Below are 10,621 nucleotides of genomic sequence, written 5' to 3'. Positions count from 1 at the left end.
GCGCTTTGACAACGCCGTTACGGGTTCTTTTGTGGACTGCGTAAGAATCCCCCGCCTTTAGGCGGTGGGAGTGTCAATTCTGGCTTTCCCGAACTCCTCTTCTTCCACCAAAATCACCGGGATGGGGCTGGTCTCCAACACCGCTTGCGAAGTGGATCCCAGCAATACTTGCTCCCAGCCGCGCTGGCCCCGCTTGCCCATGACTATATCGGTAACCTGACGCTCCTGGGCTAGGCCCACGATGGTCTCTGCCAAAGGCCCGGAGGCCAGGCAAAATTCGTGGCGAATGTCGGCCAAGAGGCGCTGGGCCAGCTGCCGCAACTGTTCTACTCTCTTCCCCTGCGGCTCGTCGGTAACATGGAGCACAATCACTTCCCCGTCCAGCCGCCGCGCCAGATCCGCTGCCTTGCGCAGCACTGCCTCGGCCAAGGGAGAAGTATCGACGGCTGCCAAGAAGCTCACCTTGCCCTGGCTGCCCACCTTGGTGGGATCCACCTCCCCTTTTTCCAGCAGGCGAGGGGCAAAGACCTGGGTCAGCCAAGCCCCTAGGGGTGCTGTGGCCAGAATCGACAAGGCCGCTATGGCCAGGATGGTCTCTCCGCCAGGGATCCCTTGTGCCAAGGGGATGCCGCCGATGGCCGCCTGCACCGTGGCCTTGGCCATGTTGCCCGGCAGCAAAAAGAGCCGCTCCCGCCAGTTCCAGTTGCTCCCTACCGTGGAAAGCCACCAGCCCAGGCCCCGGCCCAACAGCAGGCTCAGGGTCAAAAGCAGCAAGCCGGGCAAGAGCAGGGATCCCAGTACCTGCAGATCCAAAGAGGCCCCCAGCAGGACAAACAGCACGATCTCCGCCACCGTCCAGAGGGCGTCGAACCCAAGCCGCAGCCGCCGCGCCAGCGGCCCATCCAGTTGGACGAGAAAAAACCCCAGGGCCATCACCGCCGGGTAGCCGGAAAAATAGGGCCACACCTGCGACGCCAACACCAGGCCCAGCGCCAGGCAGGCTGCCAGCAACACCTCTTGCGTGCTGTTGCGCGTCCAGTTCTGCTGCACCAGGAGCGCCACCAAAAGCCGCGCCCCCAGGTAGCCGATGGCCACCCCCAGCAGGATCTCCATCCCCACCTGGAACGGCAGCCACTGCAGCGGCGACAGCTCCAGGCCGAACAGGCGAAGGCCCTCTGGAGATCCCTGCCCCAAAAAGCTCAGCAACAGGCTAAAGCCCAACAGCAGCAGCACGTCGGAAAGGGCGCTGCCGGTCAAAATGGCGTCCGGGATCCCTTTGGCCACCCCCCAGCCCAAGCTCTTGAGGCGCAACATCCCCGGCACGATCACCGCCGGCGACTCCGCCCCGATTACACAGCCCAAAAGCAGCCCCGTCGCCCAGTCCAACCCCAGGATCCAGCGGCTCAAGAGCGCCACCGCCAGCGCCTCACAGGCTGCCGGCAAAAACCCCAGCCGCAGCGCCACGGATCCCTGCTGGGCCAGCTTTTCCCGATCCAGCCCCAGCCCGGCCTTCATCAGGATAATCGTGACGGCCACCAAGCGCAGATCCCCGGCTGCCGCCAACAGCTCTGAGGACAAGACCTCTTGCAACAGGATCCCGACCAGGATCATCCCCACTAGCGGCGGCATTCCCAGCCGGCCCAGGATCTGGCCGACAAAAAAGCCCATCCCCAAGATCCACAGCCAACTGCCCAGCATCAACAAAACCTCTCTCCTCGCCGTCCGCGTGTTGAAGGGCAGCCCAGGGAGAAAAAGCCGTTCGCGTTTCTGCGGGGTGAGAACTCAACATCAAAGACTCCCACCCCCTGGATCTGCCCAGAAGAGTAGGAGTCATTAGCCCCAGCTCTAAGTCTTAGAGAAACTTTATCCCTAGGATCTGCCTGAGGCGGTTGCGGCGAACCCCATCGCCCGTTGCCGGGAAGGACCAAGCAGCCTGCCCGCAACACATGTGCTCCTTACGATATCACGCCCCATCTTCCACCGCAACCAAGCGATAGGGGTGATGGGAACGGCCAATGGAGCCATAGAAATCGCTGCAGACATTGTGGGTAAAGCGATCGCTGAGGCCGCGGGTAACCTGCTGCACCACCTGGCTGCCCACTTTCTGAACCAACTTGCGCGGCAGAACCTGCAAAAACTTGGGCAAATGCAGCCGGATATTCAGCTGGAGATCCCAGTGGACGCGGGTGGTGGCCAGGGATCCCGGCAGCTCCTCCAGCCGGAAGCTGGCCTGACAATCCACCCGATAGGGCAGGGCAGCATCCCCCGGCAGCTCAATGGAGGTGAGCCGAAATAGGTAATCTTCCTCCGGCCAAATCTTGATCCCAAAGCTGGGCTCCAGCTCAAATCCTAGGCCGCCCATGCGGAAGAACTGCAGCCTGTAGGTTTCAGCAGAGAGGGGCTCCACTCGCAACGGCTGGAAGCAGCGCTGGATCCACTGGCCATGGCCCCGCAGGTAACAAGCCAACGTCTCCCGATCGGTTTCCAGATCCACCTGGCCCCGTCGCCCGGCCTGCAACTCCAAGGGGGTCTTAGCTGGGGGCTGATCCATCTCCTCCAAAAGCAGCTCCCCTCCCTTGGACAGAGCACCTTCACTGAGGGGAACGACGGGCTTGGAGCTGGCGATAGACATCCCGAATATCCACCTGATAGTGAGCAAGAGCCACAAGGCAGTGGTACCAGAGATCCGCCACCTCGCGGGCCAGGGCTGTCTTGTCCCCCTCCTTTGCCGCCATCACCACCTCAGCCGTCTCCTCACCGAGTTTTTTCAGGATGGCGTTGTCTCCCTTGGCCAGCAGGCTGCTGGTGTAGGAATCGGGACGGGGATCTGCCTGGCGGGCCTTCACCACAGCAAACACCTGAGACAGAGTATCTGCTGCCGGGATGGGATCCCTTTGATCCCCTGGCAGTGGGCGGAAGAAGCAACTGCGCGCCCCCGTGTGGCAAGCCGCATCTACCACCTGCTCCACCAAGATCACCAGCGCGTCGCCGTCGCAGTCGTAGCGGATTTGCTTGACCCACTGCACATGGCCAGAAGTTTCCCCCTTGGGCCACAACGCCTGCCGCGAGCGGCTCCAAAACCAGGTGCGGCCTGTTTCCAGGGTTTTTTGCAGCGATTCCCGGTTCATCCAGGCCATCATCAGCACTGTTCCGTCCAGGTAGTCCTGCACGATGGCCGGGATCAGGCCCTGTTCGTTGTAGCTGAGGCTGCCTAACCAAGCCATCTCCTCCGGTGAAAGGGCTCTGGGGGACTGCCAAGAGAGGCCCGAGATCACAGCAGCAGCCATAAGGGTTTGGCAGAAAACCAATCGAGATTATTAGCAGGATAGCAGAGCAAGCTCTCCCAGGGGTACCTCCAAGAGCGCCCTCCAGGCCAAAGCCAGTTTCGAGAAGCCATTGAGAAGTCCTGCTGCCCGGGCCAGCAAAGCTTAACTTGGTTTTAACTTCAGTATCAGGCCAATCTGCTAGGTTTGTTACCGGTTTTCCCGCCGTGAGGTAGCTTATGCGCATCCAAGTCGAGAACCTTTGGGTTGCCTTCAAAAACAAGGTTGCCCTAAGGGAGGTTTACCTTGACCTATTTGGCGATGGAGCGCAGGTTGTGGCCTTGATCGGACCTTCGGGAGCAGGAAAGTCGACCTTTCTTAGGCTTTTGAAAGGGATGGTCAAGCTCAGCGGCGGAAAAGTTTGGGTTGATTCTCTTCCTCTCCATGAAGGCCAAAGGGATGCCCTGCAACAGCTGCGCAGGCGCACGGCCATGGTCTACCAGACCTTTCAACTCATCGGGCGCCTGACGGTTCTGGAAAACGTTCTTGTTGGGCGTCTGCCTCACATGAGTCCCATTCGGGGTCTTTTCAAGCACTTTTCTGTTCAGGATTTGGCCAAGGCGGAAAAGCTGCTGGAAGAGGTAGGGTTGCTAGAGCATGCCTGGCAAAGGGCCGACGCTCTCTCAGGGGGGCAGCAGCAGCGAGTGGGTATTGCTCGCGCCTTGATCCAGGAGCCAGCCCTGATTCTGGCCGACGAGCCCATTTCGGCTTTGGATCCTAAAAATGCAAAGGTAATTATGGAGCTGCTGCTGGGAGCGGTGCGCCGCCAGGGGATTCCGTTGCTGGTTACCCTGCACCACCTAGAAATGGTGCGCCATTACGCCGATCGAGTCGTTGCTTTCAAGGAGGGCCAGGTTTTCTTCAATGGGCCGCTTTCCGATTTTACCTCTGAAAAGGAAAGGGAGCTCTACTTTGGGGAGAAGGAAACCCACGAGGCAAGCGAATGGTTTTCCTCAACCTTGATGGTCTAACAAGATCCACCTTCAACCGCAAGTTAACTGCAAAGGAGAAAACCTTATGCGGAGAAGAAAAATTCTGTTCCTTGCTGCCTTCCTCATGGGAATTTCCAGCTGGGTTCCAGGGCTGGCTCAGAAGCAAAACTGGCCCAAGGAGCTGGTGATTGCTGAAGTACCGGTGGAGAGTGCTGCCGATTACGAAGCTCGCTATGCTCCCTTTTTGGATTATCTCAAACAAAAACTGGGGATCCCCGTCCGCCTGTTTGTGGCCGGTGACTACACGGCGGTGATGGTCTCCCAGGCACAAGGCCAAACTCACGTAGCTTTCTACGGCCCTGCCTCCTACGTAGATGCCATTGAAAAGGCCAACGCTCCCATTGAAGCGTTCGTGAAAGAGGACTCGCTGCGCTCGGGTACCGTTTATCACTCCTTGATGCTTTCCAAGAAAGGCAGTGGCATCAAAACTCTAGAAGACGCCAAGGGTAAAGATTTTGCTTTCGTCGACCCAGAGAGCACCTCTGGCTTCAAGGTGCCCATGGCCTACTTCTGTCTTGAGGCCAAAATCAAGCCCAAGGAGTATTTCAAGCAGGTGACTTTTGCTGGCAACCACGAGTCGGTCATCTTGGGGATAGCTCAGGGAACCATTCCCGTTGGTGTAACCTGGGATACCGGGATCAGCATTGCCACCAAGAAGGGGCAGATCAAAGGCATAGAGGACTTTGAGGTCATCTGGAGATCGGATCCCATTCCTTCCTCTCCCTGGGCCTACCGTAAAGATCTGCCAGAGGATCTCAAGGAGGCCTTGCGCACGGCCTATCTGGAGTACGAAAACACGCCGGAGGGTCGGAAATGGCTGGAGGCTCGTGGGCTGAAGGGCTTTGAGCCGGCTAGCGACGCAGATTACGATCCCTTCCGCAAGGTCAACGATGCTCTTAAGAAACCTGAGTGCCAACTCTAGGAGACTTCCCCCCCTGCCAGCAGAGCTTAAGCGCAGGGAGCTGAGCACGGTTGTGCTGTATGGGGGGGTTTTTCTTGCTCTCTTGCTGACGGCGGAGCCTGCCGGGATCTCGCCAGGAAAGTTGTTAGCTGGCTTGGGGAGGAGTGCGGCCTTCTTGGCTCGCTTCTTTCCTCCCAGCTTTTACTTCTTGCCCAACTTCCTTTACTCCCTGTTGCAAACCCTGATGATGGCCCTCTGGGGCACCTTCCTGGCCACTTTTCTCACGGTTCCCTTGGCCTTCCTGGGATCCAGAAATGTCATGCGTTCCCCTGCGGTTTACCTGCTTGTGCGCGGGCTCATGGATGTCCTCAGGGGGCTCAATGAACTGGTCTTGGCATTGGTTTTTGTGGCCGCAATTGGCCTAGGACCCTTGCCAGGGATCCTAGCTTTGACCCTGCACACGGCGGGTGTGGCAGGCAAGCTCCTCTCAGAGGCCATCGAGACAGTAGATATGAAGCAGGTGGAGGCGGTAGAGGCTACAGGTTCCCACCCTCTCCTGGTTATCGCCTATGGCTTCTGGCCGCAAGTGGCTCCTGCCTTTTACTCCAGCACTCTCTACCTTTTTGAGGTTAACGTGCGCTCGGCAACGGTCTTGGGCTTGGTGGGGGCAGGGGGCATTGGGTTTGATTTGATGCAGACCATACGAGCCTTTCGCTTTCAAGATGCGGCCACGGTCGTTCTCCTGATTCTGCTGGCTGTGTTTACAATTGACAAAGTTTCGGCGCGGATCCGCCAGACCCTGATTTAGGAGGCTGGGATGCAGCCCCTAGAGATGCTAGAGCTGTTGCAGGAGGCCCCCGAGAAGGAGGTGCTGGCTTTGGCGCGGGAGGTCAGGCCTGCTCTGGGATCCAGCCAAAAGCTCAGGGAAGGGGCAGGGCTGCTGGCGCTCCCCTTTGAGGACTCCCGCACGGGGACGCCCTTCTACGTGGGAGAAGTGCTGGTCTACGAGGTCTGGCTGCGCTTTCCAAAAAAGGGAGTAGAAGGATACGGGATGGTGCTGGGGGAAAAGCCGCGTCTGGCGCGCGCCCTGGCCTACCTAGACGCCGCTCTGCAGGCGGGAATTGCTGTGGAGAAGATCCAGGCTTTGGCGCTAGCGGCTCAGAAGGATCTTCAAGAAGAAGACGAGCGCCTCTGGCGCAAGGTAGCTGCAACTCGCCTGGAGGTGGAGACTCTGTGAGCCTGGGGATGTCCAAAGCCTACGGCCCCACACCGGGACTGGCAGAAAAGCAAAGCCAGCAGGTCTTCCGGGCGTTGGTTAGGGCGTTGAGCTACCCTGGCCGTCTGGAGAGCTTTCCCGCTCGCTCCCTTCGCCAAGCCTTTCGCCTCATTGGGCTGACGCTGGTGGACGGCAATGTAGGGGTTTGGGCGCCAAGCTGGCTGCTGTTGGATTTGCGTGGGCAGGATCCCCGGCCTGTGGCTTTGGAGGCTGCTGACTTTGTCTTTGCCGAGCAGCTGGAGAGTTTGCCCGCTGGCCCAGACAGCCTTTTGGCTCTCAAAAGAGGCACCCACCTTGAGCCTGAAGCGGGAGCGACCCTTATCCTGGGGGCCCCCTTGGGCCGGGGATCCCCTGTGTTGCTCAGAGGGCCCGGCATAGCTGGGGAGATCCAGTTGGCTGTAGGCTTGCCCTCTCTGTTTTGGCAGCTGCGCTCCCAGATCCTGGCCTACCCGCTGGGAGTGGACATCCTGTTAACTGACGGCCCCCAAGTGGTAGGCTTACCCCGAAGCGTGGAGGTGGGTGGATGGGCTATGTCGTAGCGCGGGGCAGCCAAGAGGCCATTCTCAATGCCGAGGCCCTTTTTCGCGAGCTGTTGTCAGCGGCAGAAGCCAAAAGCAGGCGAGGCCGGACAAAGCAGCTGGCTGGGCTGCCCTATCTCCTGGATCATGTGATGGCAGAGGCGGGGCTGTGGGCTCCGGAGCTGGCGGCCACTGCCCTTGTGCAGACAGGGGGGGACCTCTACGAGGCCCTGCTGCTTCTGAGAGCACACCGGACTACTCTCCCCCGCCTAGGGAAAGCCCAGCTGCAGAAAAAGGAAGATCTCCTGCTGGTGCGTCGGCTTTCCTCGGCTTTCAAGAGCATTCCCGGCGGCCAGGTCTTGGGGCCCACCCTAGACTACAGCCTGCGTCTTTTGGGCTTTTCTGAAAGCCCCCCGCTAGAGCCGGCGGCCGTGGCTGCTGCCCAGCACTATCCTTCTGTGCGCAGCTGGCTGAGGGAGCAAGGTCTGCTGGAAGAAGATCCCACGGCAGAGCAGCAAGCCAGTAGCCCTGCTCCAGGGGAAGAGATTCCCGACTTGACGCGGCAGCCACTGCTGTTTCCAGCGCCGCGGGCCCACCGCCTGCAAGCTTTGGCCAGGGGGGATACGGGGGGACTTCTGGCTCTGGCCTACAGCGCCATGCGCGCCTACAACGTCCACACCCACCCAACGGTTGCCGAGTTGGGCGTGGGCTATCTCGAGGTACGCGCCTTTCATCCTGTGCGGGGGGGAAGCTTTCGCCTGGGGCGGATCCGCCTGGTCTTTACTGAGGTGGTGGGACACGGAGAAAAAGGATACCGCTTGGGCTTTGCCGCTAGCCTGGGTTGGAACGAGGGGCGGGCCATCGCTGGCGCCATGCTGGATTTGGAAATGGATCGCCCCAGCCATCCGGCTCGCAGCGAGGAGTTTGTCCTGGTGCATACGGATCCCGTGGAGGCCTCCGGCTTTGCCCTCCACTACAAGCTACCCCACTACGTAACCTTTCTCAGCAACTGGATGAGCCACTTCCAAAAGGAGGCCTCCCTTGAAACCCAAGCATAGCTATGCCTACCTGGATCCGGAGGCCAAGCGAGAAATTCGGCGCAAGGTTCTCAAGGCCCTGGCCATACCGGGCCATCAAGTTCCCTTTGCTAGCCGGGAAATGCCGCTGGCTCGCGGCTGGGGCACAGGGGGATTGCAGCTTACGCTCAGCCTGGTGGGGCCGCAGGACGTGGTGAAGGTCATTGACCAGGGGGCCGATGACTCTGTCAATGCCGCCAACTTGCGCCGCTTCATTGCCCAGGTCAGCGGCGCTCGAACAACCACCGACACGCTGGAGGCCACCCTCATCCAAAGCCGCCACCGCATCCCCGAGGAGCGGCTCCAAGAAGGTCAAATCCTAATCCTGCAAGTTCCCATCCCTGAGCCTCTGCGCTATGTGGAGCCCTCTGACGCCAGGGCGCGGGAGCTACATGCTCTGGGCGACTATAGCCTGCTGTGGGTGGATCTTTTTGAGGAGCACCTACGCCACGGCCAGAGCCGCAAGGGAGCGGCCTACCCAGTTCTGGTCCATGGGCGCTATGGGATGGATCCCAGCCCTCTGCCCCGCTGGGATCTGCCCAAGCTGCATCTGGCAGCCCATATCACCCTCTTTGGGGCCGGGCGGGAGAAGCGGCTCTATGCCGTCCCTCCCTACACCCGGGTGGAGCCCTTGGCCTTTGTGGATCGGCCCTTCCAGCCGGAGCCCATTTTGGGATCCTGCCGTCGCAGCGGTTGCCGCCACGTCTTCCTCAACGCCATTCCCCAAGAAGATGGCAGCTTGGCCTATGAAATCTCCGACCAGGGCTATATGGAAAAGCTGCTGGCCGGGAAAACGAGCGGTCCTCTATTTGTGGAGAAAGAGCATGGCTGAGGAGACCCCTCTTCTGGAGCTGGTCAAGGTTTGCAAAGCCTACGGGGATCGCTGGGCGCTTAAGAACGTCAGCCTCAAGCTCTATCCCCAAGAGGTGCTGGGGGTGGTGGGAGCTTCCGGCAGTGGCAAGACTACTCTTCTGAAGATCCTTTACCTTCAGGAGACAGCCCAGGGGGAGTATCGGCTAAACGTGCCGGGTTGGGAGGGACGTAACCTGCTGTTGCTCTCTCGCTACGAGCAGCCTGCGGCGCGGCACTACCTGGCCATGGTCTATCAGGATGCCGCCCAGGCCCTGCGCATGGGCTTTGCGGCCCTGACTAATGTTGCGGAGCCCCTTGTCCTTAGAGGAGAACGGCGGTTTGGAGTGCTGGCAGCGGAGGCGCAGGAGGCTTTGGAGCAAGCCGATTTTCCTTTAGAGCGAGCCGGGGATCCCCCAGCTTCTCTTTCGGGAGGAGAGCGCCAGCGGGTACAGATTGCCAAAGCTTTAGTCCAAAAGCCTCTGGCTGTTCTTTTGGACGAGCCCACCACCGGTTTGGATTTGCTGGTGCAGGCCACCTTTCTGGATACTCTGCGCCGCCTCAAGCGGCAGTTGGGGATGAGCCTCATCCTAGTAAGCCACGATCTCTCGGTCGTGAGGGCTGTGGCGGATCGAATTGTGGTGTTGTACCAGGGGGAGGTAGTGGAGGAGGGATTGGCCGACCAAGTGCTGGAGGATCCTCGCCACCCCTTTACCCAGGATCTGGTTGCCGCAAGACTTTAGGAAGGGCAAGGTGTTGCAGGTCGTTAACTTAGAAAAGCGGTTCTTTCTTCACCGACTGGGGCGAGAGGTTCTGGCCTTCCAGCAGGTGAGCTTTTCCCTGCAAGCCGGAGAGTTTTTGCTGCTGGAGGGCCCCAACGGCTCTGGCAAGTCTTCTCTACTGCGAACCCTCTACCGCAGCTATTGGCCTACGGCAGGACAAGCCCTCCTGCAGACCCCTCTGGGAACGGTGGATCTGGCCCGCTTAGGGGATCGCGAGGTGTTAGCAATCCGCCGCGAGCGCATCGGCTACGTCAGCCAGTTTCTGGATCCCAGGCCCCGCACCACGGCCTTGGAGCTGGTTGCGGAGCCCTTGCTGTGGCAGGGAGTAGCGGAAAACCAAGCGCGACATCGAGCAGCAGAGCTGCTCCTGGAGCTGGGTCTGAAGCCAGAGTTGCTGGAGACTTTTCCAACCAGCTTCTCGGGGGGCGAGAAACAGAAAGTCAACTTGGCTCGCTCTCTCATCCACCCCTATCCGCTGCTGCTTCTGGACGAGCCCACCGCCAGCTTGGATACTGCAGCCAAGTTGGCCTTGCGAGAACGCCTACGAGCCTTGAAGCAGCAGGGAACAGCTATCATTGGCGTTTTTCACTCCTTAGACGATGTGTCGGGTTTGGTTGACAAAACCTATTCCCTGGAGGTGAGGGCAAATGTGGCTAGCAGGGCCTAAGCTAGTTCTCCCCGATGGTGTCCTCCCGGTGGGATCCCTGCGGCTGGAGGGGGAGCGGATTGCCGAGATTCGGCAGGGGCAAGTGGGGGAAGGGATCCCTTTGCGAGGACTTACCCTGGTGCCCGGCGTAGTCGACCTCCATACCGATAGCCTGGAGCCCGAGCTGGAGCCGCGCCCAGGGGTACAGCTGGCGGTGGACATGGCCTTGGGGATTTGGGAAAACCGAGCTTTGGCGGC

At 60.0% G+C, this 10,621-nt stretch carries 12 protein-coding genes, 1 pseudogene and 1 riboswitch; of the genes and pseudogenes, 10 read left to right on the top strand and 3 right to left on the bottom strand.

Annotated elements, in window-relative coordinates; genetic code table 11:
* Nucleotides 1–57: 57 nt before the first annotated feature.
* The 3 genes from NW809_RS07475 to hisIE all read right to left on the bottom strand — a co-directional run bounded on the left by NW809_RS07475 (nucleotide 58) and on the right by hisIE (nucleotide 3,224).
* The gene (locus NW809_RS07475) at nucleotides 58–1,698 is read right to left on the bottom strand and encodes a cation:proton antiporter (RefSeq protein ID WP_414401849.1); all 1,641 of its coding nucleotides are present in this window, start codon (nucleotides 1,696–1,698) and stop codon (nucleotides 58–60) included.
* A 119-nt stretch (nucleotides 1,699–1,817) separates the two neighbouring features.
* Nucleotides 1,818–1,918, bottom strand: a riboswitch (Fluoride riboswitch).
* Between the two features lie 45 nt (nucleotides 1,919–1,963).
* The gene (locus tag NW809_RS07470; protein ID WP_414401848.1) at nucleotides 1,964–2,632 is read right to left on the bottom strand and encodes a DUF1997 domain-containing protein; all 669 of its coding nucleotides are present in this window, start codon (nucleotides 2,630–2,632) and stop codon (nucleotides 1,964–1,966) included.
* Nucleotides 2,592–3,224, bottom strand: a complete 633-nt coding sequence (gene hisIE, locus NW809_RS07465; protein WP_414401847.1) for a bifunctional phosphoribosyl-AMP cyclohydrolase/phosphoribosyl-ATP diphosphatase HisIE — start codon at nucleotides 3,222–3,224, stop codon at nucleotides 2,592–2,594. Before hisIE ends, NW809_RS07470 begins: the two co-directional genes overlap by 41 nt.
* Before the next feature lie 278 nt (nucleotides 3,225–3,502).
* On the opposite strand from hisIE, the gene NW809_RS07460 reads away from it, so the two are divergent.
* The 10 genes and pseudogenes from NW809_RS07460 to NW809_RS07415 form a co-directional block, all read left to right on the top strand.
* Entirely contained in the window at nucleotides 3,503–4,294 is a 792-nt protein-coding gene (locus tag NW809_RS07460; protein ID WP_414401846.1) for a phosphonate ABC transporter ATP-binding protein, read from the top strand.
* 46 nt (nucleotides 4,295–4,340) lie between these two features.
* Complete coding sequence (gene phnD, locus NW809_RS07455; protein ID WP_414401845.1) at nucleotides 4,341–5,237, top strand: phosphonate ABC transporter substrate-binding protein; 897 nt, start codon at nucleotides 4,341–4,343, stop codon at nucleotides 5,235–5,237.
* Nucleotides 5,206–6,024, top strand: coding sequence for a phosphonate ABC transporter, permease protein PhnE (phnE, locus tag NW809_RS07450; RefSeq protein WP_414342146.1), 819 nt, complete (start codon nucleotides 5,206–5,208; stop codon nucleotides 6,022–6,024). Before phnD ends, phnE begins: the two co-directional genes overlap by 32 nt.
* Before the next feature lie 9 nt (nucleotides 6,025–6,033).
* Nucleotides 6,034–6,453: a phosphonate C-P lyase system protein PhnG gene (gene phnG, locus NW809_RS07445; RefSeq protein ID WP_011431834.1), complete on the top strand. Its 420-nt coding sequence runs from the start codon at nucleotides 6,034–6,036 to the stop codon at nucleotides 6,451–6,453.
* Nucleotides 6,450–7,031 carry a phosphonate C-P lyase system protein PhnH gene (gene phnH, locus NW809_RS07440; RefSeq protein ID WP_414401844.1) on the top strand — a complete coding sequence of 194 codons (582 nt, stop codon included), beginning with the start codon at nucleotides 6,450–6,452 and terminating at the stop codon, nucleotides 7,029–7,031. Before phnG ends, phnH begins: the two co-directional genes overlap by 4 nt.
* The gene (locus tag NW809_RS07435) at nucleotides 7,016–8,068 is read left to right on the top strand and encodes a carbon-phosphorus lyase complex subunit PhnI (protein ID WP_011431836.1); all 1,053 of its coding nucleotides are present in this window, start codon (nucleotides 7,016–7,018) and stop codon (nucleotides 8,066–8,068) included. Before phnH ends, NW809_RS07435 begins: the two co-directional genes overlap by 16 nt.
* The gene (locus NW809_RS07430; protein WP_414401843.1) at nucleotides 8,052–8,918 is read left to right on the top strand and encodes an alpha-D-ribose 1-methylphosphonate 5-phosphate C-P-lyase PhnJ; all 867 of its coding nucleotides are present in this window, start codon (nucleotides 8,052–8,054) and stop codon (nucleotides 8,916–8,918) included. Before NW809_RS07435 ends, NW809_RS07430 begins: the two co-directional genes overlap by 17 nt.
* Nucleotides 8,911–9,678, top strand: a complete 768-nt coding sequence (locus NW809_RS07425; protein ID WP_414401842.1) for an ATP-binding cassette domain-containing protein — start codon at nucleotides 8,911–8,913, stop codon at nucleotides 9,676–9,678. Before NW809_RS07430 ends, NW809_RS07425 begins: the two co-directional genes overlap by 8 nt.
* A gap of 10 nt (nucleotides 9,679–9,688) precedes the next feature.
* Nucleotides 9,689–10,384 (top strand): ATP-binding cassette domain-containing protein, encoded by a 696-nt coding sequence (locus tag NW809_RS07420; protein WP_011431839.1) that lies wholly within the window; start codon nucleotides 9,689–9,691, stop codon nucleotides 10,382–10,384.
* A pseudogene (locus NW809_RS07415) lies at nucleotides 10,365–10,621 on the top strand (hypothetical protein); the annotation flags it as partial. The gene NW809_RS07420 and the pseudogene NW809_RS07415, both read left to right, overlap by 20 nt.

The organism is Synechococcus sp. WC101, assembly GCF_047461555.1.
Classification (GTDB): domain Bacteria; phylum Cyanobacteriota; class Cyanobacteriia; order Thermostichales; family Thermostichaceae; genus Thermostichus.
Note: the sequence above shows the minus strand (reverse complement) of the source record. Positions and strands in the feature narration are given on the sequence as shown.

Excerpts from the sequence above, each read along its gene's own strand:
- NW809_RS07435 (WP_011431836.1), top strand. The coding sequence starts at position 7,016 with ATGGGCTATGTCGTAGCGCGGGGCAGCCAAGAGGCCATTCTCAATGCC.
- NW809_RS07460 (WP_414401846.1), top strand. The coding sequence starts at position 3,503 with ATGCGCATCCAAGTCGAGAACCTTTGGGTTGCCTTCAAAAACAAGGTT.
- NW809_RS07470 (WP_414401848.1), bottom strand. The coding sequence starts at position 2,632 with ATGTCTATCGCCAGCTCCAAGCCCGTCGTTCCCCTCAGTGAAGGTGCT.
- NW809_RS07425 (WP_414401842.1), top strand. The coding sequence starts at position 8,911 with ATGGCTGAGGAGACCCCTCTTCTGGAGCTGGTCAAGGTTTGCAAAGCC.
- NW809_RS07475 (WP_414401849.1), bottom strand. The coding sequence starts at position 1,698 with ATGCTGGGCAGTTGGCTGTGGATCTTGGGGATGGGCTTTTTTGTCGGC.
- phnE (WP_414342146.1), top strand. The coding sequence starts at position 5,206 with ATGCTCTTAAGAAACCTGAGTGCCAACTCTAGGAGACTTCCCCCCCTG.
- hisIE (WP_414401847.1), bottom strand. The coding sequence starts at position 3,224 with ATGGCTTGGTTAGGCAGCCTCAGCTACAACGAACAGGGCCTGATCCCG.
- phnG (WP_011431834.1), top strand. The coding sequence starts at position 6,034 with ATGCAGCCCCTAGAGATGCTAGAGCTGTTGCAGGAGGCCCCCGAGAAG.
- phnD (WP_414401845.1), top strand. The coding sequence starts at position 4,341 with ATGCGGAGAAGAAAAATTCTGTTCCTTGCTGCCTTCCTCATGGGAATT.